The organism is Collinsella aerofaciens ATCC 25986 (assembly GCF_010509075.1).
Lineage (GTDB): Bacteria > Actinomycetota > Coriobacteriia > Coriobacteriales > Coriobacteriaceae > Collinsella > Collinsella aerofaciens.
On record NZ_CP048433.1, the window covers coordinates 2,378,471 to 2,405,205 of the forward strand.

Sequence of the window (26,735 nt, forward strand, 5' to 3'; positions counted from 1 at the left end):
ATAAAGCAACCAATGCAAAGGGAGATATCTATGAGCACTTCGATTCAACCGAACGCGCCGTTTCGCGCCGATATCGTCGGCAGTTTTCTTCGTCCGCAGGCCGTGAAGGACGCCCGTGCCGCCTACGCCGCGGGCAAACTCGACGCCGCCGGTCTTAAGGCCGTCGAGGATGAGGCCATTCGCGACCTGGTGGACAAGCAAAAGGCCGCCGGCCTGCAGGTGATTACCGATGGCGAGTTTCGCCGCAGCTACTGGCACCTCGACTTTATGTGGGGACTCAACGGCATTGAACGCCGTGCCTCACGTACGGGCTATATGTTCCACGACGAGGAGACCACGGCCGATACCGCCGTGGTGACCGGCCCCATCAGCGGCGTGAACCACCCCTTCGTCGAGCACTTTAAGTTTGTCAAGGCACTTGAGGGCGAGGGCCACGTTGCACGCCAGACCATCCCGGCGCCGATCCAGGCGTTCTCTGAGGTCACGCTCGATCGCTGCGACGGCCAGCAGGAGAGCCTGCGTGCCGTCTATAAGACCGATGAGGAACTTGCCGACGCCATTGCAGCCGCTTATCGCACGGTGATCGCCGACTTGTACGCAGCAGGCTGCCGCAACATCCAGTTTGATGACTGCACCTGGGGCATCTATTGCGATACCGACTTTGTGTCCAAGACCGGCATGAGCCCGGTTGACCTGCAAAAGGTGTCCGAGCTGGGTGTGGCGCTCAACAACGCCGCCATCGATGGCAAGCCCGATGACCTGGTCATTAACACGCACGTGTGTCGTGGTAACTACCACTCTACCTATGCCTTCGAGGGCGGCTATGACCCCATCGCGCCGTACCTGTTCGCAAACGAGGATGTCGACGCATTTTACCTGGAGTTCGATACGCCGCGCGCCGGCGGTTTTGAGCCGCTGAAGTATGTTGCCCCCGGCAAGAAGGTCGTGCTGGGCTTGGTAACCACCAAGGCGGCAGAGCTCGAGAACGAGGATGTTATCGTCGAGCGCATCCGCGAAGCCGCAAAGTACGTGCCGCTCGAGAACCTGTACCTGTCGCCCCAGTGCGGCTTTGCCAGCTGCGAGATTGGCAACAAGCTGACCGAGGACGAGCAGTGGGCAAAGATCGCGCTGGTCAAGCGCATTGCCGAGCGCGTTTGGAAGTAACGTTACCGTTCGCAGGTGACGGCGCGTGCGAGACATGGCGTATCACGTACAATGGTTCGGATCGTATCGTTCGGGCAGGTTATCCGATATGCCTGATCGCCCTTCCATCATGAAAGGACCTCCATGTCCCAATCCTCGACGCCCGCCGTATCTGAACTCGAGGAGACTGTCGAATAGTAGTTGCGTTCAGCTAAATCAAAAAATGGCGCCCGTGCGTACGCGTGGACGCCATTTTTAATGCGTCAGTATCCAGTGGATGCCGCGCGCCATGCGCAGGTCAGTTTGGGCAAAATGATTGCCGGGGTTGAGCTCCAGCGTTGTTGGAATGTCACGCTCGATAAGCAGCTCTTCCATCGCGTGCGTATCGTCGAGTACGTGCCGCATCATGCGGTTGGGCGTCTTGGTTTCCTTTTTACCGAGCGACAGATAGGCAGCGTCGGGCGTAGCTGTCATCGTGCGCTCGCGCGCGTAGTCGATAAAGCCGGGGAACCACAGCGACCCCGATGCACTCGCCACGCGCTCAAAGACATCTGTTTGCCAAAGTGCCCACAGTGCAAAAAGACCCGCCAACGAGTAGCCGGCAATGCCGCGCCAGGTGGGCGGGCAGGGAAGTGATGATTCGGCCTCTGGGATTATCTGATTCAGCAGTTCATCGAGAAACTCAGACGCCTGTCCGCCAAAGGGCTCAGCATCTCGTATAGTTCCGTCACATTCCCAGGGGCTCAGCTCGCGATTCCAATCGAGCCCTCCAATGGCGACAAGGGTGAAGGGTGGGCAGTCGAGCTCTCGGCAGCGCTCGTAGACTTCGCTACCGTCGCCCATGACAACGGGGAGGTAGATGACGGGCGCGCCTTCCGCACACTCTGAATAAACGGTTATCTGCTTATGATGCGCTTCCAAGGCAGGCTTCTCTCGGTGTTGTGATATTGACAGCCTCAATTGTCGCACGCTGGCACGGGGGCAGACGCTAAAAGAAAGGCGCGGAGCCGCTCGATGCGATTCCGCGCCTTGTTGTTTTGTTTTAGCAGACTATGCCGTTACGCTACGAAGAAGTAGACGAGGAAGGCAAGGACTGCGATCCACATGAGCGGCTTGATCTTGGAGGCCTCGCCCTTAAAGAGCGCGACGATCACGTAGGCGATAAAGCCCAAGCCAATGCCGGCAGAGATGGAGTAGGTGAAGGGCACGCCGGCGACAATCATGAACGCCGGGAAACCCTGCGACACGTCGGACCAGTCGATCTCGGAGGCCTCGCTCATCATGAGGTAGCCGACGTAGACCAGAGCACCACAAGTGGCGGCGCTGGAAACGATGGTGACGATGGGGGAGAAGAACGCGGCGAGAATGAACAGCACGCCGGTGGTGACGGAGGTGAGGCCCGTGCGGCCACCGTCGGCAGCGCCAGAGGTGGACTCGACGAAGGTGGTGATGGAGGAGACGCCCATGAAACCGCCCACAGCAGCGGCGGCGGAGTCGACGATCAGGATCTCCTTGATATTCTCGACGTTGCCGTCGTCGGTGAGGAACTCGCCCTGCTTGGCCACGGCCATCGCGGTGCCCATGGTGTCGAAGAAGTCACTCATGAGCAGCGAGAACGAGATGACGAGGAGCGTGGGGTCGGTAAGAACCTTGACGATGGCGGGCACGCCGCCGGCGTCGGCGATGGGGCCACCGATGCTCGAGAAGTCGAGCGGGGCGATGATACCGGTCGGGGCCTGGGTCACACCTAGGGGGATACCGGCGATGACGGCGACGACGATGCCGATGAGCAGCGAGCCGGGGACGTTGCGGCAGGCGAGGGCGACCGTCACCAGGATGGAGATGATGCCGACGATGAAGGTGGGGGAGGTGATGTCGCCCAGACCGACGAGTGTACCGGCGCCAGCGGTGATAATGCCGGCATCGCACAGGCCAATCATGGCGATGAACAGGCCCAGACCCACCGAGATGGCGTGACGCAGGACAACCGGGATGGCGTCCATGATGGCCTCGCGCAGGCCACAAAGCACGAGCAGCAAGATGACGACGCCCTCAAGGAAGATAACGCTCATGGCCACGTGCCAGTCACCGCCGCAGACGGTGGTGGCGATTCCAGCGATCATCGCGTTGACGCCTAAGCCCGACGCGCAGGCGAGCGGGCGGTTGGCGAAGATGCCCATGCAGATGGTCATGATGCCGGCGCCCAGGCAGGTGGCGCAGGCGAGCGCTCCCGCATCGATGCCAGCGCCCGAGAGCACCGCGGGGTTGACGGCGATGATGTAGGCCATCGCCAGGAATGTTGTCAGTCCAGCGCGGAGTTCGGTCCCGATTGTGGACTTGCGCTCACTGACGTGAAAAAGTTCGTCCATGCATACCCTTTCCTTGTTCGGCCCCGAGTTTAGGCCGATTGACACGAACGCTCCCACTATAGCCCCTTTACGACGCTGTTGTTCCTCGCATGTTGATGTTCGGCGCTTTGTGGCAGACGGACGGTATTTTTCGCATGAAAACGTGTGGGTACCGTATACTTAAGCGGTTACAACGACCCCTATGGAGGAACGTATGATTAAAGAGCTTTGCCACGACGAGGCTATCTTGTCCCAGCGTTGCGAGGTTGCGACCGTCGAGGACGAGTCGGTTGCTCAGGACCTGATCGATACCATCAAGTCGCTCGACGATGCCGGCTGCCTTGCCGCCAACCAGATCGGCGTCACCAAGAAGGTCTGCGTCTATCTGGACGACGCCGGCGAGCCCCATGTGCTGTACAACCCCCGTCTGGTGTTTGGCCTGGGCGCCAGCAAGATGGAGGAGAGCTGCCTGACGCACGAGGAGGTCACCAAGTCCACGCGCTATATCAAGTGCAAGGTTGCCTTTGACCAGATTGTCGACGGCAAGATGAAGGAGTGCCGCCGCGACTACGCGGGCTTTGAGGCACAGATGATCCAGCATATGATCGATCACTGTCTTGGAAAGTTGGTCTAAGGGGACCAAAGCACCGCACTTCGTCTCTTTTGGCCCGGGCATGACATTGTTGTCATGTCCGGGCTTTTGTGTTTAGCGCCTTTTTGTTTGGAGACAATGAAATTAGCAAGAACGTAAAGCTAGGAGGCGCTATGTGTACGAGTATTCGATTTACCGATAATTCTGGCCACATGTATCTGGGCCGCAATCTCGACTGGAGCTTTGACTACGGCCAACAGGTTCGCGTGATGCCGCGCGGGTTTCACATTCCGTATTCGTTTATCGACGACGCGACAGCGGCGCACGCGGTGATCGGTATGTGCATCGATTACAGGAACTACCCTATGTTCTTCGATTGCGGCAACGATGCGGGCCTCGCCGTGGCGGGTCTCAATTTCCCGGGTTATGCCGAGTATGCCGAGGGCCCTGTCGACGGCAAGACCAATATCGCGGCCTATGAGTTTCCCCTGTGGGTGGCAGCGACGTTCTCGACGGTCGATGAGGTCGAGGCCGCGCTGCGCGACACGGTGATTGTCGCCAAATCTGCCGGAGAGGGGCTGGGCGTGTCACTGCTCCATTGGATTATCGGCGACAGCCAGCGCAGCATCGTGGTCGAGGTGATGGCTGACGGCCTGCATGTATACGACGATCCGGTTGACACCCTTGCCAACCAGCCGACCTTCCCGTGGCACATGGAAAACCTGCGCACCTATATCACCGCCACAAGCGATTTTCCGCAGACGGCGACATGGCGTGGCGCCGAGCTCAAGCCCTATGGCGCGGGCGCCGGCATGCGCGGTATTCCGGGTGACTGCTATTCGCCGAGCCGCTTTGTAAAGGCGGCGTACCTCAATGCCAATTACCCGCAAAAGGAGAGCGAGACCGAAAACGTCGTTCGCATGTTCCGCTCGCTCGAGGGAGTGGTGATGATCGAGGGAGCGTCCAGGATGGGCGATGGCAAGTTCGAGAAGACTATCTACACCGGATGCTTTAGCGCGCGCACGGGCAATTATTACTACGCGATGTATGGGGATCCGTCGATTCGCTACGTGAGCCTGATGGATGCCGAGGGCGCGAGCCCCGATAGGCTCGTGGTTCCCGAGCCGCGTCGTTCGTAGCTCACTGGTCCGTTGCGACATAAAACGGCCTCGCACCTCTTATGAGATGCGAGGCCGTTGTCGTCAATGGCTGGTGGCGTGTTAGAAGTTGGCGTCGTTGAACTGGGTGCTCTCGAGTCCGTCGAGTTGCTGTTCGGGCGTATCGGCGACGCTCTCGAGCAGCTCGGTGGGATCGACGTTCATGTCCCTACCGGCCTCGTTGCCGTTGACCAAGTCGTCCGAGAAGATGTCGACTTCCATTTCCTCGGCCTCTTCGATCTGAACCTCGAGCGGCACCTGGGTGCGCACGAGCTTAACGGCCGGGCGCATGCGGGCAAACAGCGGCACGTACTCGATGATGATGGCCGAGTTCTCAAGACCATACCAGCGTGCCGGGCTTCCGCAGGCGCGGCGGACGGCGTACTTGATGGCCATCACGCGGTGGTCATTGCGGTTGATGTCCGTTTCGGGGGCAAGCATCTTGCGCAGCATGCAAAAGCGGAAGTCACCCACGTTGCCGCGTGTCTCGTAGATGGAGTAGGTGTGATGTTGCGGCGGCAGCTCGCCCGATGCCATCAAGTCGCCGACGATCTGACGCAGATAGGCGTTGACGCGCTGGTTGACCTTAAAGCCCAGGTCCAGGCGAACGCGGAAGAGGAAGTCTGTGCCAAAGGTCTCGACGGAATACTCGTGCGTATAGGGCTCATCGGTAACGTGTACGTTAATGAACCAATATGCCTTGGCGCGCTTGGGATGCTTATCCAGGATGGAATAGAGCACGTCGCGGTCGAGCGTGAGCGGGTCGGGGCTGTTGGTGAGAAATACCAGATTGTCAGCGAGCACGGGATAGGTCTCGTCATTGCGCAGGCGATTGAGCTGGTCGATGTACTTGGAGACGGGCAGCAGGATCGTCTGCGTGCGCTCGATGGCGGTGCCACGGCGCCACACATACATAAGGCCGAACAGCAGTGCGGCCAGGAAGATCATGACGTAGCCGCCGTCAAAGAACATGGTGAGGCACGAGGCGAAGAAGCACAGCTCAATGGCACCGAAGAGCAGGGCGAAGACGCAGGCGCCCAGCTTGTGCTTGAGAATGCCAGCGATATAGCTCGTCAAAAGCGTGGTGGTCATGAGCATGGTCACGGTAATGGCGAGGCCGTAGGCGCTTTCCATGCGCTCGGAGTTCTGGAACAGCAGCACGATGAAGATGCAGCCGACCCACATGATGTTGTTGACGAGCGGAATATAGAGTTGACCCTTGGTGTCGCTGGGGTAGTGGATGCGCAGGTGCGGCATAAGGTTGAGGCGCGTTGCCTCGGATACCAGCGAGAACGAGCCGGTGATGAGCGCCTGCGAGGCGATGATGGCCGCCACGGCCGAAAGCACAATGGCAAAGGGGCGCAGGGGCTCGGGAAGCATCATATAGAACGGGTTAACGATATCCATCGCGAGCATCTGGGGGTTGGAGTTATTGGCGAGTAGCCAAGCTCCCTGACCCAGATAGTTGAGGATAAGGGCCGCCTTAACAAATGGCCAGGATGCATAGATGTTTGCCTTGCCCACGTGGCCCATGTCCGAGTAGAGTGCCTCGGCACCGGTTGTCGACAGGAAGACAAAGCCGAGCACCATAATGCCCGAATGGTTGATGGGCGAGAACAGGAACATAATGCCGCGGATGGGGTTGAGCGCGCGCAAGATGGACAGGTTGCCGAGCATGTTGAACAGGCCGGCGCCCGCCAGGAACAGGAACCACAGCGTCATGAGCGGGCCGAAGAGCTTACCGATCGACGAGGTACCGGCGCGCTGCATGGCAAATAGGCCGCAGATAATGATGATGGTAATAATGATGACGTTGGTCTGGCCGTCACCCAAAAGCGCATGGCCCCATTCGATGGTGCGCAGACCCTCGATGGCTGTGGTGACCGTGACGGCGGGGGTGAGGATGCCGTCGGCAAGCAGTGCCGCACCGCCGATCATGGCGGGCAGAATCAGCCATGGTGCCACCTTGCGTACGAGGCTGAACAGGGCGAAGATGCCGCCTTCGTTGTGGTTGTCGGCCTTCATGGCGATTACCACGTACTTGACCGTGGTCACGAGCGTCATGGTCCAGATGACGAGCGAAAGCGCGCCCAGGATCATGTCCTCGCTGACGGTACCGATGCCGCCGTTGTTGGCGACGATTGATTTCATGGTGTACATGGGGCTCGTGCCGATGTCACCATAGACGACGCCGAGCGTTACGAGCAACATGCCAGCGGAGAGGGGGATGGCGCCATGCCCGCCCTGACTATGCTGGTCTTGGAGGCTTGCCTCCAGCTTGTTGTGTGCCACGTGGACTCCCTTAGACATCCGGTCTCTGCCAAGAGCAGTAGACCTTTATGCCATCTTTATACATATAAGAGCAGTTTGGCACATCGGGGTGTTTTAGACAATAATCCCCATCTGGGGATTATTCATATACGCAGGTAGCATTTCAGAGCAGGGCTATTAAGCACGCGCTGTCTGGGCGATGCCAGCCTTGGCGCTTGCACGTTTGCCGGCGAGTTCGCAAAAAATCGCGCCGCCGATGATAAGCGCGGCACCCATCAGGCGGACCGGTGTTATGGCTTCGCCCAAAAGGACGGCCGAGAACACGACCGCCGAAAGCGGCTCGAGGTAGCCGACGACGGCGACGGTCTGCACGGGCAGTTTGGCGACGGCGCTAAAGTAGAGCAGGCAACCGATGCCGGTGTTGACAATGCCGAGCATGGCAACGGCGCGCCAATCAATACTGGCGGCGACACCGGTGGACAGGAATGAGGGAGCGCTCTGCGTGATGAGCGTGAGGACCAGCGCGGTCACAAAGGCGGCGCTCACCTGGAGCGTGGAGTTCTCGAGGCCTTCGATGTGTGGCGCACCCTTGCTGGCAATGACCATCAACGCGTAGCAGAAGGCCGAGGCGATGCCGCACACGATACCTGCGATGGGCATATTGCCGCCGAGGCCTTGGGCCGCGATGAGGAAGGCGCCGCAGGCGACGGCTATGAAGCCGGTGATTTTACCACCGGTCAGCTTTTCGCCGAAGATGAGCGGGGAGAGCGCCATGACAATGATGGGGCCGCAGTAGTACAGCAGCGAGGATACGCCGACGCCGATCGTCTGGTAGGCGCGGAACAGAAAAATCCAGCTGGCGCCCAGCGCGGCTCCCGAGAGAAGGAGTGCTGCGGCTTCGCGGGGACGAGATGGCGCCTGCAGTTTATGGCGTTGGGTGATGGCAAGGATAGTGACAAGCGAGAGGGCGCCCAAAAACGTGCGCAGTAGCACGATATCGGAGCTCGGCAGTGCGATGGCGGCGGCGATGATGCCGTTGGAGCCAAACAATAGCAATGCTGCTAAGTACGTAAACAGTCCGTTGTTCATGCGCTGACATCCCCTCTATATCCGAACATGTTCACTATGGGTGAACTGGCTTTAGAATAAAAGCGAATATAATGCATGGAAAACATGACAAAAATTCATGCAAAGGTGGAGGGGCGCCGTGGAAACGAATATTCAAAAGATGCAGGTGCTGCTCGAGACCGTGCGCGCCGGAAGCTTTACGCGTGCTGCCGAGCGCCTGAGCTATTCGCAGTCGGGCGTGAGCCGCATGGTGGGCGACCTTGAGGCAGACTGGGGTTTTAAGGTGCTTGATCGCAGCCGCGAGGGCGTGGTGCTTTCTGCCGACGGGCGGCAGGTCATGCCGGCAGTCGAGGCGTTATGCGAAGAGTTTGGCCGCCTGCAGCGACGCGTGGATGAGATGCGTGGGCTCATGCGTGGCAAAATCTGCATCGGTACGTTTTCGAGTGTGGCGACCCACGTGCTGCCGCCGGTGATTGCGCGCTTTCGCGCCAATCACCCGGACGTCGATTATGAGTTGCTGATGGGTGATTACTCAGAGATTGAACAATGGGTGGCTGAGGGTCGTTGTGACCTGGGCTTTATCCCGCGTGAACCCCGAGAAAACGGCATGGCATCGCGGTCTTTGGTGCGCGACGAGTTGATGGCAGTAGTGCCGGCAGATTCTTTGCTTGCCACGGCGGAGGTCGTCTCTCTTGCCGATTTAGCCAACGAGCAGTTTATTCTGCTAGAACGCGGCACCGATGATGAGATTACGCCGCTGTTCCGTCGGGCGGGACTGACGGTGTGCTCCAAGCTGTCGACCTGGGATGACTATGCGATTATGGCCATGGTCGAGGACGGCCTGGGCGTGAGCATTCTTCCCGCGCTCATCTTGCGCCGCTGTCAGTTCGATGTTGCCGTGCGTTCGCTCGAGGGACATCCCCATCGGCAGATCAATGCGATATATCGCACGGCTGACGTTTCGCTTGCCGCCGCTCGATTCCTTGAATACCTCTAAACGCGTACACGCCATTGTCCGCTTTGGGCAAATCTCGGAGTCCGGTACATTTTCTTATGAAATTGAACTTTCGAATGAGGTGCCGCGCTATACTGCTTGCTAAATTGAACCCAGGTTCAATTCGTGTTCTATAAATTGAACTTTGCCAGCAAGGAGGTTCTAGTGGCCCAAGAGACGTTTAGCGATCGCCTGCGACAGACTATGTCCAATCGCGACGTTCGCCAGTCGGACGTAATCCGCGCATCGGAGATGCTCGGCAAAAAACTCGGCAAGAGTCAGATGAGCCAATATGTGAGCGGCAAGACGATCCCGCGGCGCGATGTGGCTGAGCTGCTCGCCCGTATTTTGGAGGTCGATGTTACCTGGCTGCTCGCCGGCGACGCCGATCAAGGCGAGGCATCATCACCCCGCAACGATTCCAAGCCCGAACCCCATCCCTCAGCTCAAATTGCAAGGAGCACCACCATGCGTACTTTTTCTAAATCCACCAAACTCGACAACGTCCTGTATGACGTGCGCGGTCCCGTCGTCGACGAGGCCGCCCGTATGGAGGACGAGGGCGAGCGCATCCTCAAGCTCAATATCGGCAACCCGGCGCCCTTCGGTTTCCGCACACCCGATGAGGTCATCAAGGACATGCGCCAGCAGCTGCCCGACTGCGAAGGCTATTCCAACTCGCGTGGCCTGTTCTCCGCGCGCAAGGCAATCATGCAGTATTCGCAGATCAAGGGCCTGCCCAACGTTCAGATGGAGCATATCTACACGGGCAACGGCGTGTCCGAGCTCATTCAGCTTTCGATGAACGCGCTGCTCGACAACGGCGACGAGATTCTGATCCCCAGCCCCGACTATCCGCTCTGGACGGCGTGCGCAACCCTTGCCGGCGGTCATCCCGTACATTATCTGTGTGATGAGCAGGCGGATTGGTATCCCGACTTGGAGGATATGGAGTCCAAGATTACGAGTGCGACCAAAGCCCTCGTCATCATCAACCCCAACAACCCCACGGGTTCCGTCTATCCGCGCGAGGTGCTCGAGGGCATCGTCGAGATTGCGCGCAGGCATCAGCTGATGATCTTTGCCGATGAGATCTACGACCGCCTGTGCATGGACGGCTACGAGCACGTCTCGATTGCCTCGCTCGCCCCCGACCTGCCCTGCGTTACCTTTAGCGGTCTGTCCAAGTCTCACATGATTGCGGGCTATCGTATTGGCTGGATGGTGCTTTCGGGCAACCAGCGCTGCATGAGCGACTTCATCATGGGCATTAACATGCTCTCCAACATGCGCCTGTGCTCCAACGTGCCGGCTCAGTCGATCGTTCAGACGGCACTCGGTGGTCATCAGTCCGTTAACGACTACATCCGTCCCGGCGGCCGTGTCTATGAGCAGCGCAACTTTGTGTATGAGGCGCTCAACAAGATTGACGGCATCTCGGTGGTTAAGCCGCGTGCGGCGTTCTACATCTTCCCCAAGATGGATGTGAAGAAGTTCAACATCACCGATGACGAGCAGTTCGCCCTTGACCTGCTGCACGAGAAGAAGATCCTGATCACGCGCGGCGGCGGCTTCAACTGGGCTGAGCCCGACCACTTCCGCATCGTGTACCTGCCGCGCATGGAAGTACTCAAAGAGTCCCTCGAAGACCTCGCCGACTTCTTTGACCATTACCGCCAGTCGTAGGGGATAGAAACTCCGCACTATGAAAAGCTCCCTGCAGTTGTTTTGCTGCAGGGAGCTTTCTTGAATCGGCGGAACTAAATAACAATCCCGTTGCAGTGGTCGATTTCGTGCTGGATGACCTCGGCGGTGTAGCCCGAGAAGTTTTTGATGCGGTGGACGAAGTTCTCGTCCAAATACTCCACCTTAATGCGGCGATAGCGGGTACAGGGACGCTCGCCGATCAGCGAGAGACATCCTTCGCTCGTCTGATAGGCATTGACCTGCTCAAGAATTTGAGGGTTGTACATCAGGAGCGCCCTGTTGCCGTCCTTTACGCAGATGATGCGTTTGCGCACACCGATCATGTTGGCGGCGAGCCCCACGCACTCGTGTTCATGTTCGTGGAGCGTATCCAGGAGGTCTTGCCCGGTCACGGCGTCGTCGGGCCCCGCGTCTTCGGAAGGTAGACGCAAAAAGAACTCGGATTTCATGATGGGCTTAATCATGGCGGGCTCCTCATGTCTTATGCTTTCGTGGACTTTTAATAATAGCGCGGAAGGAAAGCTGCGCGTCCGCGTTACAATCTTTCAACGTTGGACCATGTTGCCAGATTCGTCGTGTACGGCGTCTGGCGTAAGTCTAGGGCTCATTTTTCGCCCTGGACCGTTCCTCTGGGGCGATGCGACTGTCGTTCCAAGAGGAAGGAAATGCATGGGGAGCAAATCTCAGCAACAAGTTCAAGTAACGCCATCGGCCTCTGCGGCGATTCTCGTCGTAATGTATATTGCAGCCTTTGTTGCCGCGTTTAACGAGAACATCATTAACGTGGCGTTGCACGACATTATGGCAGCCTTTTCGGTGAGTGCCACCACGGCACAGTGGCTCGTCTCGGGCTACATGATCGTGACGTCGATTTTTACGGCCATCATGGCCTTCCTGTCCGGCCGTTTCTCGACGCGCAAGCTGTTGTTTTTCGCATGCGGATGTATGGTCGCCGGCGAAGTCCTGTGTCTGATCGCTCCGTCGTTTAGCGTTTTGCTGCCAAGTCGTATTTTGCAGGCTGCGGGATCGGGCATCTTGTTTCCGCTCATGATGAACGTGGTGCTGTCTTGCGCCCCGCGCGAGAAGCTCGGTCTGTATCTGAGCCTGGGTGGTGCCTGCATTACGCTAGGGCCGGCGTTTGGACCTGTGATCAGCGGTCTTATGTGCACGTTGTTTGGCTGGAGGGCGGTGTTCGTAGTGCCGCTGGTGGCCGGCATTGTGGTCGCTGCGGCGGGCGTAAAGCTTGTTCAGAATGTCGGAGAGCGCTCGAACACCACGCTTGATATTCTGTCGGTTGTTTTGCTCGCCGCCGGCATTACGGCATTTGTGTATTCCGTAGGCGAGTTCTCGACCAATCTGATTGCCGGCATCGTGACGCTTATCGCCGCCATTGTGCTGCTCGGCCTGTTTGCGGCCCGCCAGCTCAAACTCGAGCATCCGGTGCTTAACGTGCGTCCCATGGCGAGCGTTCGTTTTTGGCCTGCGTGCCTGCTTGTGGTGGTGTCGATGATGACAACGTTCTCGATGAGTGTTTTGTTGCCGCTCTATTTTGAGGGCACATACGGCATGACCGCACTTGTTGCGGGCCTGCTCATTTTGCCGGCAATTGCCTGCAACGCCGTGACCTCGATTGTGGGCGGACGCGTGATGGACGCCCGTGGCGCATGGCCGCTGCTGCCGGTCGGCTTTGCCCTGATTGCCGTGGGGCAGACTGCAATCTCGATGACGGCGGCAAGCATGAACATCGGCGTTGTCGTGGCACTGACCGTTGTAGTGTATGCCGGAGTCGGTTTGGTGCTGAGCCCCTCGCAGACGGCCGGCTTGGAGACGCTGCTTGCCGCTGAACATCCTCGCGGAACGGCATTGCTCAACACGTGGAACATGATTGCCGCATCGTTTGGCCCGTCGCTGTTTATCGGCCTGCTCTCGAGTTCTGCGGCGACTGCCGGCGCCGCTGGCATTGCGACCGACGTTACCCAAGCGATTGGATTTGCAGCTGCCGTGCGCGTGGCGGCTGTAATTGCCGTGGTCGGGTTCGTGACATCGCTGGTGTACGCTCGTCGCGAGTCACACATGTCGCATTAATGTGTGCACATAGATTCTGCAGCTAGATTGGATGGCGACACCATAAACTAATGGACGTTTTGCCGAGAGGCATGAATGTTTAAAGCGCAAAGAGTGCGCGACGGGCCCCGCGAATGGGGCGATGATGCCCGAGAGGGCCAAGAAGGAGTCTCATGTCCGAGAACGAAGAGATCATGAACGAGACCGAGAACGAGACCATGGCTGCCGAGGTTGAGGCAGTCGAGACCGTGGAGACCGAAGCTTCCGAGGTTGAGGCTGCTGACGAGGTTTCCGCCGAGGAGGAGGCCGAGGTTGTCGAGGCCGCCGTTGATTACGATGACGAAGAGCTGATGGACAAGATGCAGAAGGCCGCCCGCCTGCTGCGTAGCCGTCGCTTTGCTATTTCTAAGGAGGAGGAGGCCAAGGCCGAGCGCATGGCGAACATCGAGCGCGCCATCAAGCTTCTTGACCTCAAGCCCAAGATGGAGCAGAAGGAAATGTCCGACCTGCTGGGCATGCGCCTCCGTGAGCTCGATGGCCTGATGGCCGAGGCCGAGGCTGCCGATCTGGTCGGCCGCATCGACGACGCCGAGGGCGATATGCGCAAGATCGTCGTCTTCGCTGCCGAGGATGCCGCTGAGGGCCTGGTCGAGCTTGCCAACAAGAAGGAGAAGCTCCTGCCCGAGCTTTCTTACGAGGAGGCCACCGAGCTGATGGCCGCTCTCGATAAGGTTATCGCTCCGCTCGTCGCCATGGGCCTGGACGAGGACCGCGGTCCTCGCGGCGGCCGTGACGATCGCGGTGGCCGTGGCGGCGACCGTGGCGGTCGCGGCGGCTTTGGTGATCGCGGTGGCCGTGGCGGCGACCGTGGCGGTCGCGGTGGCGATCGCGGTGGCCGCGGCGGCTTTGGTGACCGTGGCGGCGACCGTGGCGGTCGCGGCGGCTTTGGCGGCAACCGTGGTGGCTATGGCGATCGCGGTGGCAACGGCGGCGGCTTCGGCGGCAACCGTGGTAACGACCGCCACGGTCGCGGCGGCGACCGTGGCGGCCGCAACGGCGGCGGCTTCCGCGGCAACCGTTTCTAGGGGGTTACGCGGTTCTACGAACCGCGTAACTAGTTGACGCTGCGCGCCCACCAGAGCGACAACTTGTCATTCAAAGAGGACGGCATGACCAGAAGGTCTATGCCGTCCTCTTTTCATGTCAATTTGTTCGCTCTGGTGGGCGCTCGCTCATATGACCCAATCCGCTGTCAAGAGCCACAATGGCCCCGCCGACCGCTTGCAATCGGTCGGCGGGGCCTGCCGTTAACCCGTCCCGGTCCGCCCCCGGCATGTCATCGACGCCTTCGGCTCAGTCTCATATCCGCGGATACCGTTCTGTCGGCCCGCACTCCATTCCTTCGGCGGGGTTCCCCAACTCTGTCTAGGCGCATGCGGAGGGCTCCGCGCGCACAGCGAAATAGGGGGTGTCCCCGAAGGCCGCCCGGCTCGCCGGGACGGGGGCCATGTCTATTCCGCGCCCTCCCGGCACATCATGCCGAGGGCCCAGAGCCACCTCACGAGCTCGGCCGCGGTGGCCGCGTTGGCCTTCGCCGCGGGCATGCCGCGGGCGAGCATCTCCTCGCGCCGCCGCAGGAGCCGCTCGGACCCCTTCCTCCCGTGCATCCTTATCTCGAGGGGCACGCCCGTGTCCCTCGGCATGAGCTTCGGCTGGTGCCGTGCCGCGGCGTAGCACCATGAGCCCTCAACGGCCAGCTTCCTCACGAGCGCGTTGCCCGCGCCGCTGATGCCTCCGAGCCGCACGGAGTCGCCGCTCGACCTCTGACTCGGCGCGAGGCCGAAATAGGCCGTGACCTGCCTTCCGGAACGGAACCTCGTGAAGTCGCCGACCTCGGCCGAGAAGGCCGCGGCCAGCGCGAAGGCGCAGCCCTTGATCGACTGGAGGGCGGCCACCTCCGCGGCGATCGGGCTGGCATCCACGGCGGCCCTGTACTCGGAGAGCAGGTCCGCCCGGGCCTCCGCCGCGGCCTCGACCTCGTTCCTCAGGGCGGCGAGCGTCCGAACCCCGCCATCGTCCTCCGGCCTGGCCTTGTCGAGCCACCTCAGGAAGTCGTAGGTCCAGTACTTCCTCGGGTTGCCGGCGGGCGTGGTGCCGCCGTAGACGAACCCCCGCCTTGCGAGGAAGGCGAGCAGCCGCTGCTTGGCGGTCGCCAGGCGCGCGGTCGCCCCGTCGTAGGCGCCGGCGAGGTCCCTGATGCCCTCGACCTCGGGGGAGGGGACCCATACGGGGGAGATGTCGTGGGCGAGTATCGCCTTGGCCATCCTGGCGGCGTCGTGTTAGCGCTAATCTAAAATTAACCACTTTCGCAAACGCATCTCGCCGAATGCGCTAACGCGCTTTCGCCGACCCCGCTAACGTACTTTCACCAACTGCGCTAACGGAACTATGCTCCGATCGGGTATCCGACCCGGGAGGAGCGGGATATGGAGCGAAACGTAATGGGAGAGCTGAACGTCTACAGGGGGTCCGGCGCGAAGCCGAACTTCAGCGAGATCGCGAGGAGGCACGGCATGGACCGGCACACGGTCGCCAAGTACTGGCGGGAGGGCGAGGCCGCCGCCGACGGGAGGTCCGCGAGGGGCAGCGCCTTCGACCCGCTCGAGGAGGTGATCCGCGCGAAGGCCCAGCTGCCCGGGATGACCAAGATGGCCGTGTACGCGTTCCTGCGCGAGGGCCGCGGGGAGGGGCTGCCCGGGTACGGCGCCTTCACCGCATGGTGCCGGGGCCGCGACGTGCCCTTCGGGGGTGTGGGCGGCCGCGAGCCGCACCCGCGGTTCGAGACGCCCCCGGGCAGGCAGCTGCAGTTCGACTGGAAGGAGGGCATGAGGCTCGTCGACTCGGAGGGCGAGGTCTTCGAGTTCAGCGTGTTCACCGCGACGCTCGGCTATTCCCGGAAGCACCGCTTCATACCGGTCAGGAGCCGCACGCTCGACGACCTGCTGTCCTGCCTGCTCGCCACCTTCACCCGCCTCGGCGGCGTCCCGGAGGAGTGCATCACGGACAACATGTCGTGCCTGGTGACCGTCTCGGGCCGCAGGAGGACCAGGCAGGAGAGGGCGTGGCGGTTCGCGCGGGAGGCCGGCTTCGAGCTCAGGCTCTGCGCGCCGCGCTCGCCGCAGACCAAGGGCAAGGACGAGTCGGCCAACCGCTTCCTGAACCGCCTGCTCGCCTACGGCGGCGAGTTCACCGGGTGGAGCGGCCTCGCCGAGGCGGTGGCCCGGATCGAGGCCCAGGCAAACTCGGAGCCGAACCGCACCACCGGCCTGCCGCCTGACGCGCTGTTCATGCGGGAGAAGGAGAGCCTGCGACCCATCGGGAACCTCCGTCTCCTCGAGTCGATGGTGGGCGACGTGAGCGTCCAGACCGTCCCGCCGACCATGCTCGTCAGGGCCGCCGGCAGGGAGTGGTCCGTGCCCAGGCGCTGCATCGGCCGGCGCGTGAGCGTCATAGCGATGCCCGGCGGCCAGGTCGTGGTGAGGATGGCCGGCGAGGAGGTCGCCGTCCACGACGCCGCGTCCGGGCCGTCGAGGCCCATCAACTACGACCCCGACCACTATGGGCAGGCCCTCGAGGGGAAGCGCGGCCTGGCCGACGCGGACATCGCCGAGGCCGCGCGCGCCAACCTCGCGCTGCTCGACTCGCTCGGAGGGGCGTGATGGGCGCCGTCGCGGAGGGTAGCCCCTCGATCAGGGCGCAGGCGAACCTCTCCGCGCTCGGGCTGCACGAGATGGCGGCGTCCCTGCCCGACTACGTGAGGATGGTCGCCGCGGGCGAGCGGGGCTTCGCCTCCGCCCTCGAGGAGATGACGCGCGTCGAGGTCGCCGCCCGGGAGGTCAGGATTACCAGCCAGCGCATACGGTCGTCGGGGTTCCCCTACGTCAAGGGGCTGGCGGACTTCGACTGGGACTTCCAGCCGTCGGTCCCGCGCGCCGAGATCGAGGAGCTCGCGACCCTGAGGTTCGTCGAGCGGGCCGAGAACGTCCTGTTCGTGGGGAGCCCCGGCGTGGGCAAGACGCACCTCGCCGTCGCGCTGGGCATCGAGGCGGTCAGGGCGGGGCGCGAGGTCAGGTTCGTGGACTGCGCCCGGCTCGTCGAGGACCTGGAGGACGCCTCGTCGCGCGGCATCCTCAAGAAGAGGCTCAAGTACTACGCCCACTCGAGGCTGCTGATCATCGACGAGCTCGGCTACCTCGACGTCGGTAGCGCGGGCGCGGACCTGCTGTTCCAGCTGATATCGACGCGCTACGAGCAGCGCTCGACGATCATCACCACCAACGTGGGGATCAGCGGCTGGGGCAGGGTGTTCGGGGACGACGTGGCGGCGAGCGCGATCGCGGACAGGGTGTGCCACCACTGCCACCTGGTCAAGATAACGGGCAGGTCCTACAGGCTGAAGGACCTGCCGAGGGACGGTCCCGTCAAGCCGTGACCGGAATCGGTGAAAATACGTTAGCGCAACCGGTGAAACCGCCTTTGCGCGAACGGCACGCCTGTTTAGCGAAACTGGTGAAAAATAGATTGACGCTAACACGTCGTTCCTGTCGTTCTTGGAGGCCGAGTCGGCGGCCGACCTGGGGATCTTCGAGACCGCGGCGACGACGCACTCGACGCCGAGCCCGGCGAGCTCCCGCTGCGGGGCGAAGCCGAGATAGCCGCTCTCGTAGGCCGCGAGCGACGGCCCGGGGAACCCATCCATCCACCCGGCGATCTCGCCCCAGGGGTTGCCGGGGAACCTCCTCGTCACGGCCTCGCCGGTGTCCGCGTCGAGGGCGCAGACGGTGGTCGACCTCAGGTGGACGTCCATCCCGAACGCGGTAGAATACTTTGGCATGGGAGCCTCCCAACCTCGTTGCGGCGCGGCTGCGCCTATGGCACTTCAACATCATTGTCGCAGCCCCGACCCGCGGTCACGAGCGGGGGCTCCTATCTTTTTAGTGCCCTCGGATTGGGTCATAGTGTCTGTCGGTACCAAAACATCGGCATCCCCAAGGAATCATTTGTACCAAAAAATGAGAGTGATAATCTCCCGGTATGAGCCCATATTCATGCTCAAGGTGGGAGATTATCCACTCTCGTTTCGCTTGTTGATTTCGATGCCTACATTTGTAGGAACAGTTCGTGGAGGCGGGTGTCTTCGTCGAGTTCGGGGTGGAAGGTTACGCCGAGCTGGTTGCCCTGGCGGGCGGCGACGATGCGCCCGTCGACTTTCGCTAAGGCCTTGGCGTCGCCGTGGACCTCGACGATTCGGGGCGCGCGGATAAATGTCAGCGGCACTTCACCGTCGATGCCGGCTACCTGCCCCTTGGTTCGAAAACTGCCGAGCTGCCTGCCGTAGGCATTGCGCTCGACAAGTACATCCATGGTTGCCAAACGCGGCGTGCCCTTATCGTCATGGGCGGCAAGGTCGTGAGCCAGCAGAATCAGGCCGGCGCAGGTGCCCAGGACGGGCATGCCTTCAGCGATACGGGCACAAAGCTCCTCGAGCACGCCCAACTCATCAAGCAGCTTCCCTTGAACGGTAGACTCGCCGCCGGGAAGTACCAGACGGTCAAAGTCCTGCTTCAAATCAGCCGCCTGCCTCAGCTCAATACAACGTGCGCCCAGCTCGGACAGCCTCGCCTCGTGCTCGGCAAAAGCACCTTGGACCGCCAGCACGGCGACCGTTTGGTCTGCATAATCGCTCATGTGCGATCCTTTCTGCTGGACTAGCGTCCGCGCTCCTCCATGATAATCTCGATCTCGTCGGCGTTGATGCCCACCATGGCCTCGCCCAGGTCCTCCGAAAGCTCGGCAATGAGCTTGGCATCGGTGAAGTTGGCCACGGCCTTGACGATGGCGGCTGCGCGCTTGGCGGGGTCGCCGCTCTTAAAGATGCCCGAGCCGACAAAGACGCCTTCGGCGCCCAGCTGCATCATCAGCGCGGCGTCGGCGGGGGTCGCTACGCCGCCGGCGGCAAAGTTCACGACGGGAAGCTTACCCGTGGCATGGACCTCACGCACCAGCTCGACCGGAACCTGCAGCTGCTTGGCTGCCTCAAAGAGCTCGTCGTCACGCAGGGCAACAACGTCGCGGATCTGCTTTTGGATCTTGCGCATGTGGCGCACGGCCTGGACCACGTCGCCCGTGCCCGGCTCGCCCTTGGTGCGGATCATCGTGGCGCCTTCGGCAACACGGCGCAGCGCCTCGCCCAGATCACGGGCGCCGCAGACAAACGGCACGTCAAACTGGGTCTTGTCGATGTGATAGACGTCATCGGCAGGGGAGAGAACCTCGGACTCATCGATGTAGTCGATCTCGATGGCCTGCAGGACCTGCGCCTCGACAATGTGGCCGATGCGGCACTTGGCCATAACAGGGATGGAGACGGCCTCCTGGATGCCCTTGATCATCTTGGGGTCGCTCATGCGCGAGACGCCGCCCGCGGCACGGATATCGGCCGGAATGCGCTCGAGTGCCATGACGGCGCAGGCGCCTGCCTCCTCGGCGATGCGCGCCTGCTCGGGTGTGGTGACGTCCATGATGACGCCGCCCTTGAGCATCTGCGCGAGCTCGCGATTGAGTTTGACGCGATCGGCCTTGCTGGTCTGTTCTGCCATGGTTGCTCCCTTGGTTGGCATGTGCATTGCTTGACGGAACATCCTATCGGGGAGCTGGGTATGGCGAAATACTCAGTTTTCAAGATAATAACAAGGTCAGACTAATACCAGATTGAATGGCTTAATAAGGTCAGGTGATAGGCTCATGCTTGACTACAATTTGGAAAAACGCGGCGAAGCATCGCTTTATGAGTATGTTTACCAGAAAATTCGAGATGATATTGTTGCTGGACGTATTGCGGCGGGGGAGCATCTTCCGTCTAAGCGCGCCTTTGCCAGTCATCTGGGAATCAGTGTCATTACCATCGAGAATGCATATAGCCAGTTACTTGCCGAGGGCTATATTTGCTCAATGCCGCGTCGTGGCTACTACGCTTGCGAGCTTCCGGATGCACCGGTTTTGGCTTCGGCTGCGGAGGGCATCGACCGAGATGCCGCCTCTGCGGGTCCCAGCGCGCATGATGTCAACGGACAGGTCGAGCGATTCGATGCACTTTCTCCTTCCGCTTTGGAGGCGGCGCGGCTTTGGCAAAGCGCACTACGGGCGACGCTGGCATCCGAAGATGAGCGCGAAATCTTTTCGCCCGCACCGGCGCAGGGCACCGCTCGGCTGCGACGCGCAATTGCTCACCACCTGCGTGGGACAAGGGGCATGAATGTCGATCCCAATAACATTGTTATCGGCGCGGGCGCCCAGCTGCTCGATACCATGTTGGTTCAGTTGCTTGGCGCTGACAAGGTGTATGCCGTTGAGGACCCGGGCTATTTACGTCTGACGCGCATCTATCAGGCTATGGGCTGCAAAGTTCGACATATCCCGTTGGATGATGAGGGCGTGGACTTGAGCGCTCTGCAGAAAACCGGGACCGATGTACTTCATCTGATGCCGTCCCATCAGTATCCGACCGGCCTTGTGACGAGCATTGCGCGGCGCTATGCGCTTCTGAGCTGGGCCGCCGAGCGACCAGGTCGGTATCTCATCGAAGATGACTTTGATTGTGAGTTTCGCCTTGCCGGGAAGCCGATTCCCGCGCTCGCGTCGATCGATGCCGCCCAGTCGGTTATCTACACCAACACGTTTTCGAAGAGCCTTTCATCGGCGTTGCGTTTGGCGTACATGGTGTTGCCCGATGAGTTAATGGAGCGGTTTAGGCGCAACCTTGGTTTCTACGCCTCGTCGGTGAGCTCTGTTGATCAGGTCGCTTTGGCGCGTTTGCTGGAATCGGGTGATTACGAGCGACATGTGAACCGCGTGCGCGTTCGTGCTCGCGAGGCGCGTGATGGCCTGATGGCGCTTGTGCGGAAGGTATTTCCGGCAGGAGAGGTCTCGATCGAGCATGCAGACGCGGGCCTTTACTGTATCGTGGTTGCGGAGCGTGGAGCGGGCGGAAGCTCTTTTGTGCGGGCCCTCACGCGCTCGAGTATCCCTTTTGTCGATATCAGTGACTGTTATTGGTGTGCCGATGGCGCATCTGTCCCTGAAAACTCAAGTCAAATTCTTGTTCAGTATGACGATTTGAGTCCAAAAGCGCTAAATACCTTGGAATCGCAGCTAATGGGAGCACTCTGCAACCTAAGTGAGTAGGCTTTTGGAACTTTGGCGACCAGGCAGTTTTGTAACAAGCTATCTACCTGCGGTTTTGAAAAGCAGGATGACCGGGCTGCTCGGGATGTTCAAAAAAGTCTACTCACTTGTCGCGCAAAGCTTCTGCATGAGAAAAAATGGGGTTTTCAACAGAACTTCGTCCAGCTCTCGGCAAGCTTTTGGCCAGTTGGGGAGGGCTGTTGAAAACTTGGCAGTCCGTTCGGCACCATTTTTGGCGCGTTCGCGCCAATGCGTGACTGACTGGGTTGAAATTCGTGTTTTCCTGTGCCTATGAAAGATCTACTTTGTGACATATCGGCTTTTAGGTACTGGCGTTTGCCCCCTCAGGTCCGCGCTCTGTGTCCGCCGCTTCCACGACCGGAAGAAGACCGGCAGCGATATGATCTCGCCCGCAACCCGACGGCTGCGGTCGCGCTCGGTTTTCCGTTGTATACATTGGTTCAGACGAGAAACAAACGGACTTGTCCTACCAGCATTAGGCAGCGGCTGTTCCTTGGTGAGCCCCCCAGGGAATCCGTGCTGGAAACGGAGCATGGATTTTTGATTACGTCTCCTCTACTGACGGCATTCATCATGTCGCGGCATCTGACGGATCTTCAGCTTCTTTTGGTATTGGCGGAGATGTGCGGCTTGTTTGCGGTGTGCGCTCTGCCGGCGGCACTTGAGGCGGAGCTTACGCGTGCAATTGATTCGGGCGCGATTTCGACAACGTTCGGTTGGGAGCGCTGCCCGTCCGAGGGCGGCACCGCCTCAAATTTATGGCGTCGAGACGCTTTGGTTTTGGGCGGAGACCTTGACCGTTTTTGTTCAGATGTTTGCGGGATGCGTTACGGCAATAGATTTATGGCGGTATCGCAACTCGTTCCATTGGGTGCCGCGTCGCCTTTTGAGGTTGAGGCGTATTTGTTGCTTGGACTGCCGCGATCCTTGGGAGGCGAAGGGTTTTGCGGCATAGAACTCAATGTCGAAGTGACGTTAAGCACAAGTGCTCGAGCGATTGTTGGAAAGTCCCGTGTGTATATCGATCTACTTTTGTCTTCGCCGGACGGCAGACGACAGGTGGCCATTGAATGTCAGGGAAAGGCCTCGCACGGACGCGCAGGGGATGGCTTGCGTGACGCTGACCGCATGACGGCCCTTCAGGCCATGGGCTACGATGTGCTTCTCCTGACACACAGACAGATATCCGATGAGGATAGATTCCGCGCGATCGTTAAGGCCGTATACAGGATGCTCGATGCTGAATATCGTGATAAAAGCTCAGATGAGCAAAGGGCCGAGGCATTGCTCCGGTCTGAACTATTTGTTGACTGGACAAAATTGGGAGTAATCGACGGAAAGATGCCCGCTAGACACAAAATGGCTCGATCGTGGACGGCTGCGGTTCTAAGTGAGTAGACTTTTGGCACTTTGGCGACCAAGCCGTTTTGCAACAAGTCATTTACCTGCGGCTTTATAAAGCAATATGGGTGGTGTGCTCGGCAAGTTCCAAAAAGTCTACTCACTTAGTTTTTGACGAGAAGCCGATGCCGAAGGCGGTCCTATTTCAGGGCGTTAACAAGTTCGTGAGGCACGAAAAAGGCCCGAACCAATACGGTCCGGGCCTCATCGAGCTTGAGGTTATGTCTCAGGCGGTTGGCTTAGCCAAAGTAGCGCTTGAGCAGGCCGGCGAAAGCCTTGCCGTGGCGGGCCTCGTCGCGAGCCATCTCGTGCACGGTGTCGTGGATGGCATCGAGGCCGGCGGCCTTGGCACGCTTGGCAAGATCGGTCTTGCCGGCGGTGGCGCCGTTCTCGGCCTCAACGCGCATCTCGAGGTTCTTCTTGGTGGAGTCGGTCACGACCTCGCCCAGGAGCTCGGCGAACTTGGCGGCATGCTCGGCCTCCTCGTGGGCAGCCTTTTCCCAGTACAGGCCGATCTCGGGATAGCCCTCGCGATGAGCGACGCGAGCCATGGCCAGGTACATACCGACCTCGGAGCACTCGCCCTCAAAGTTGGCGCGCAGGTCGGCAACGATGTCCTCAGAGACACCCTCCATCTTGGCGACGCCCACGACGTGCTCAGCGGCCCACTCGAGCTGGCCCTCCTCCTGCTTCAGGAAACGAGAACCGGGAACGCCGCACTGGGGGCACTTAAAATCCTCGGGCAGCTGGTCGCCGTCGAACTCTTCCACATAACCGCAAACGGGGCAAACAAACTTCATGATTCGATCCTTTCGATCGATGGCGATTGCGCGCTCGTCCGGTCCCGTAAGGGCCCTCTCCGGACGTGCGTCTTGACGAGTTCTATTATCCATAAATGCAACCAAATGTGAAGCCTATTAGGAATGATTTTTAATAAAACAATTTTGAGATATGAAGATGTTGATTGATTAACGATTGGCAGGCCGTCTTTGACCGCCGCTGAGTACAATCGGGCGAGCAAATGTTGACCTATCAACAAATGAAGGAGTTTCCTTTATGCATCTAGCCCGTCGTGCCTGGTGCCGAACATATCAGACGGTTTTTCGCATTGCATTGCCGATCCTGCCCTATACCGAGCCGCGCATTTTAGAGCATGCCGAGGATGTGCCCGCGGTGCTTCAAAAGCGCTCGATCCAGAAGGTCCTTATCGTGACGGATCCCGGCATTGCCCGTCTGGGGCTCACGGCACCGCTCGAGACGGCGCTCGCATGCAGGGGGATTGGCGTTACGGTCTATGCCGAAACGCGTGCGAACCCCACGGTCTCAAACGTGGAAGAAGCGGCGTCCCTGTATCGAGAGCGCGCCTGCCAGGCCATTATCGGCTTTGGCGGTGGCTCGGCCATGGACTGCGCCAAGGGTGTGGGGGCGCGCATTGCGCAGCCAAACAAGCCCATCAATAAGATGCGCGGGCTGCTGCGGATTCATCGTCGTCTGCCGCTGCTCATTGCCGTTCCCACCACGGCAGGCACGGGAAGCGAGGTCACGCTTGCGGCGGTAATTACCGATGACGAGACGCACTACAAGTACCCCATTAACGACTTTGTGCTTATCCCGCGCTTTGCGGTGCACGACCCTGAGTTTACGCGCGGTCTGCCCGCCTCCATTACGGGGCGGACGGGCATGGATGCCCTGACGCATGCCGTCGAGGCGTTTATCGGGCGAAGTACTACGCCCTATACGCGCAAGATGGCGCGACAGGCGGTGCAGCTCATCCACGACAATTTGCTCGAGGCCTATGAACATGGCGACAACATGCGTGCACGTCGCAATATGCTTTCGGCTGCGTATAAGGCGGGCGTTGCGTTTACCCGCTCCTATGTCGGATATGTGCATGCCATCGCGCACAGTCTGGGCGGCCGATACGGAATTCCGCACGGTTTGGCCAACGCGATCATCCTGCCGCACATGCTTCGCGCTTATGGTGACGCCGCCGCCCCCAAGCTTGCCGATCTTGCTCGCATGGCGGGCATTGCGCCGGCTACCGCGCAGGACAGTCTTGCGGCCGAGGCCTTTATCGATTGGGTCGACCGCATGAACGAGGCCCTGGGAATCCCCAAATATGTCTCGGGTATTCGCCGCTCCGATATTCCGCAAATGGCGGCCCATGCCGATGCCGAGGCCAATCCCCTGTATCCCGTTCCGCTTCTAATGGATCGCTTGGAGCTCGAGCATATGTACGAAGTCGTTGCGGGTGGTATGTTTGAGGGCGAGAACTAGGAGGGTCTATGAACACCGAGGAAATTGCGCGCATTGTCGGCGATCAGCGCGCCTACTTTAAGACGCACGCCACGTTTGATGTCGATGCTCGACGTCGTGCGCTCGTGGGTTTACGCGATGCGGTGCGTGCCCATGAGGCCGATATTGCCCATGCGCTCAAGACCGATTTGGGAAAGTCGCATGACGAGGCCTATATGTGCGAGATCGGCACGTCGCTTTCCGAGATTCGACATCAGATCGCTCACGTGGCTCGGTGGAGTCGTCCGCGCCTGCGTCCGTGCGATCTCGCTAACGCCGTGAGCGCGTGCAAAACGCAAGCCGTGCCCTATGGCGTCACGCTCATCATGGCTCCGTGGAACTACCCGTTTTTGCTAACACTCGAGCCGCTCGCCGGCGCCCTTGCCGCGGGCAATACCGTGGTCATCAAGCCGAGTGCCTATGCTCCGGCATCGAGCGCGGTGCTCAAGCAAATCTGTGAAGAGGCATTTGATCCGCGCCTGGTGACGGTTGTCGAGGGCGGGCGCGCCGAGAACGAAGCGTTGCTCGATGAGTGCTGGGACAAGATCTTCTTTACCGGTAGCGTTCCGGTCGGCAAGCTCGTCATGGAGCGCGCAAGTAAAAACCTTACGCCCGTGACGCTTGAGCTGGGCGGAAAGAGTCCCTGTATCGTGGATGCGACGGCAAACTTGAAGGTTGCGGCACGGCGTATCGCCTTTGGTAAGTGGCTCAACGTGGGGCAGACCTGCGTGGCGCCCGACTACCTACTGGTCGATGCGCGCGTGCACGATGAGCTGCTGGACCTTATCAAGGAGGAGGCCCGCCGTATGTTTGGCGAGCATCCGCTCGATAACGAGGATTACGGGCATATCGTCAACGCCAAGCATTTTGCGCGCGTGCGCGGGCTGATCGATCCCGATAAGGTCGTGCTTGGAGGCACCGCGCGGGAGACTTCGCTGAAGATCGAGCCGACGATTTTGGACGGCGTGACCCCCGATGACGCCGTGATGCAGGAGGAGATCTTCGGTCCCATCTTGCCGGTGCTGACGTTTGAGAGCCTAGACGAGGCCGAAGCGTTTATTACGGATCGTCCGACGCCGCTGGCTCTGTATATCTTTAGCCAGGATCGCGCAGTTCAGCAGCGCTTCGTGCGTTACGTGCCCTTTGGCGGCGGCTGCGTCAACGACACGATTATGCACTTGGCTACGAGCCATATGGGCTTTGGTGGCATGGGTGCGAGCGGTATGGGGCAGTACCATGGACGCGAGAGCTTCGATACGTTTAGCCACAAGAAGAGCATCGTGAACAAGGCAACGTGGCTGGACGTGCCATTCCGCTATGCTCCTTACGCAAGCTGGAAGCACAAGTTCGTGCGCATGTTTGTGCATTAGAAAAGGGCGCAGGTAATACGAACAAGTGTTCCTATTACCTGCATTTTGCGTTAGACTACT

22 protein-coding genes are annotated in these 26,735 nt (G+C 60.1%); 13 read left to right on the top strand and 9 right to left on the bottom strand.

The features are described 5' to 3' along the window. Positions 1-30: 30 nt before the first annotated feature. Positions 31-1,164 (top strand): 5-methyltetrahydropteroyltriglutamate--homocysteine S-methyltransferase, encoded by a 1,134-nt coding sequence (locus GXM19_RS10610; protein WP_040358672.1) that lies wholly within the window; start codon positions 31-33, stop codon positions 1,162-1,164. Positions 1,165-1,398: 234 nt separating this feature from the next. Here GXM19_RS10610 and GXM19_RS10615 read toward each other — a convergent pair whose 3' ends face one another. Both GXM19_RS10615 and GXM19_RS10620 read right to left on the bottom strand, forming a co-directional pair. Beyond that, positions 1,399-2,064, bottom strand: a complete 666-nt coding sequence (locus GXM19_RS10615) for an alpha/beta hydrolase (protein WP_147293031.1) — start codon at positions 2,062-2,064, stop codon at positions 1,399-1,401. A 137-nt stretch (positions 2,065-2,201) separates the two neighbouring features. Then, positions 2,202-3,512, bottom strand: a complete 1,311-nt coding sequence (locus tag GXM19_RS10620; RefSeq protein WP_006234510.1) for an NCS2 family permease — start codon at positions 3,510-3,512, stop codon at positions 2,202-2,204. A gap of 193 nt (positions 3,513-3,705) precedes the next feature. Between GXM19_RS10620 and GXM19_RS10625 the strand changes: the two genes are divergently transcribed. Together GXM19_RS10625 and bsh are read left to right on the top strand one after the other, a co-directional pair. Beyond that, entirely contained in the window at positions 3,706-4,125 is a 420-nt protein-coding gene (locus GXM19_RS10625) for a peptide deformylase (RefSeq protein WP_035137017.1), read from the top strand. Positions 4,126-4,256: 131 nt separating this feature from the next. Further along, positions 4,257-5,222, top strand: a complete 966-nt coding sequence (gene bsh / locus GXM19_RS10630; RefSeq protein WP_040358669.1) for a choloylglycine hydrolase — start codon at positions 4,257-4,259, stop codon at positions 5,220-5,222. A gap of 81 nt (positions 5,223-5,303) precedes the next feature. On the opposite strand, the gene GXM19_RS10635 is transcribed toward bsh, so the two are convergent. Further along, positions 5,304-7,550 carry a KUP/HAK/KT family potassium transporter gene (locus GXM19_RS10635; protein ID WP_006234506.1) on the bottom strand — a complete coding sequence of 749 codons (2,247 nt, stop codon included), beginning with the start codon at positions 7,548-7,550 and terminating at the stop codon, positions 5,304-5,306. A gap of 138 nt (positions 7,551-7,688) precedes the next feature. Further along, complete coding sequence (locus tag GXM19_RS10640) at positions 7,689-8,600, bottom strand: DMT family transporter (protein WP_006234505.1); 912 nt, start codon at positions 8,598-8,600, stop codon at positions 7,689-7,691. A 118-nt stretch (positions 8,601-8,718) separates the two neighbouring features. Between GXM19_RS10640 and GXM19_RS10645 the strand changes: the two genes are divergently transcribed. Both GXM19_RS10645 and GXM19_RS10650 read left to right on the top strand, forming a co-directional pair. Then, positions 8,719-9,576: a LysR family transcriptional regulator gene (locus GXM19_RS10645; RefSeq protein WP_040358667.1), complete on the top strand. Its 858-nt coding sequence runs from the start codon at positions 8,719-8,721 to the stop codon at positions 9,574-9,576. Between the two features lie 201 nt (positions 9,577-9,777). Beyond that, on the top strand, positions 9,778-11,259 hold the full coding sequence (locus GXM19_RS10650) for an aminotransferase class I/II-fold pyridoxal phosphate-dependent enzyme (RefSeq protein WP_006234503.1): 1,482 nt from the start codon (positions 9,778-9,780) through the stop codon (positions 11,257-11,259). A 74-nt stretch (positions 11,260-11,333) separates the two neighbouring features. Here GXM19_RS10650 and GXM19_RS10655 read toward each other — a convergent pair whose 3' ends face one another. Next, complete coding sequence (locus GXM19_RS10655; protein WP_006234502.1) at positions 11,334-11,744, bottom strand: peptide deformylase; 411 nt, start codon at positions 11,742-11,744, stop codon at positions 11,334-11,336. A gap of 205 nt (positions 11,745-11,949) precedes the next feature. Here GXM19_RS10655 and GXM19_RS10660 point away from each other — a divergent pair, with 205 nt between their 5' ends. After that, a complete protein-coding gene (locus tag GXM19_RS10660; RefSeq protein ID WP_006234500.1) occupies positions 11,950-13,365 on the top strand; it encodes an MFS transporter in 1,416 nt (471 codons plus the stop codon). Between the two features lie 152 nt (positions 13,366-13,517). Next, entirely contained in the window at positions 13,518-14,429 is a 912-nt protein-coding gene (locus tag GXM19_RS10665; RefSeq protein WP_006234499.1) for a hypothetical protein, read from the top strand. A gap of 426 nt (positions 14,430-14,855) precedes the next feature. Here the strand turns inward: GXM19_RS10665 and GXM19_RS10670 are convergent, their stop codons facing one another. Next, positions 14,856-15,668, bottom strand: coding sequence for an IS110 family transposase (locus tag GXM19_RS10670; RefSeq protein ID WP_006234497.1), 813 nt, complete (start codon positions 15,666-15,668; stop codon positions 14,856-14,858). 162 nt (positions 15,669-15,830) lie between these two features. Here GXM19_RS10670 and istA point away from each other — a divergent pair, with 162 nt between their 5' ends. Next, the gene (gene istA / locus GXM19_RS10675) at positions 15,831-17,063 is read left to right on the top strand and encodes an IS21 family transposase (protein WP_006234496.1); all 1,233 of its coding nucleotides are present in this window, start codon (positions 15,831-15,833) and stop codon (positions 17,061-17,063) included. Next, positions 17,063-17,836, top strand: coding sequence for an IS21-like element helper ATPase IstB (istB, locus tag GXM19_RS10680; RefSeq protein WP_006234495.1), 774 nt, complete (start codon positions 17,063-17,065; stop codon positions 17,834-17,836). Before istA ends, istB begins: the two co-directional genes overlap by 1 nt. Positions 17,837-18,504: 668 nt before the next feature. On the opposite strand, the gene pdxT is transcribed toward istB, so the two are convergent. Then, positions 18,505-19,092, bottom strand: coding sequence for a pyridoxal 5'-phosphate synthase glutaminase subunit PdxT (gene pdxT, locus GXM19_RS10685; protein WP_006234494.1), 588 nt, complete (start codon positions 19,090-19,092; stop codon positions 18,505-18,507). A gap of 20 nt (positions 19,093-19,112) precedes the next feature. After that, complete coding sequence (pdxS, locus tag GXM19_RS10690; RefSeq protein WP_022094325.1) at positions 19,113-20,003, bottom strand: pyridoxal 5'-phosphate synthase lyase subunit PdxS; 891 nt, start codon at positions 20,001-20,003, stop codon at positions 19,113-19,115. Positions 20,004-20,148: 145 nt separating this feature from the next. Between pdxS and pdxR the strand changes: the two genes are divergently transcribed. Continuing rightward, positions 20,149-21,588 carry a MocR-like pyridoxine biosynthesis transcription factor PdxR gene (gene pdxR, locus GXM19_RS10695; RefSeq protein WP_006234492.1) on the top strand — a complete coding sequence of 480 codons (1,440 nt, stop codon included), beginning with the start codon at positions 20,149-20,151 and terminating at the stop codon, positions 21,586-21,588. A 537-nt stretch (positions 21,589-22,125) separates the two neighbouring features. After that, entirely contained in the window at positions 22,126-23,007 is an 882-nt protein-coding gene (locus GXM19_RS10700) for a hypothetical protein (RefSeq protein ID WP_040358660.1), read from the top strand. Between the two features lie 242 nt (positions 23,008-23,249). Here GXM19_RS10700 and GXM19_RS10705 read toward each other — a convergent pair whose 3' ends face one another. Further along, positions 23,250-23,810 carry a ferritin family protein gene (locus tag GXM19_RS10705; RefSeq protein ID WP_022094328.1) on the bottom strand — a complete coding sequence of 187 codons (561 nt, stop codon included), beginning with the start codon at positions 23,808-23,810 and terminating at the stop codon, positions 23,250-23,252. 256 nt (positions 23,811-24,066) lie between these two features. Here GXM19_RS10705 and GXM19_RS10710 point away from each other — a divergent pair, with 256 nt between their 5' ends. Together GXM19_RS10710 and GXM19_RS10715 are read left to right on the top strand one after the other, a co-directional pair. Then, positions 24,067-25,287 carry an iron-containing alcohol dehydrogenase gene (locus GXM19_RS10710; RefSeq protein WP_006234488.1) on the top strand — a complete coding sequence of 407 codons (1,221 nt, stop codon included), beginning with the start codon at positions 24,067-24,069 and terminating at the stop codon, positions 25,285-25,287. An 8-nt stretch (positions 25,288-25,295) separates the two neighbouring features. Then, on the top strand, positions 25,296-26,675 hold the full coding sequence (locus GXM19_RS10715; protein WP_006234487.1) for an aldehyde dehydrogenase: 1,380 nt from the start codon (positions 25,296-25,298) through the stop codon (positions 26,673-26,675). Positions 26,676-26,735: the final 60 nt, after the last annotated feature.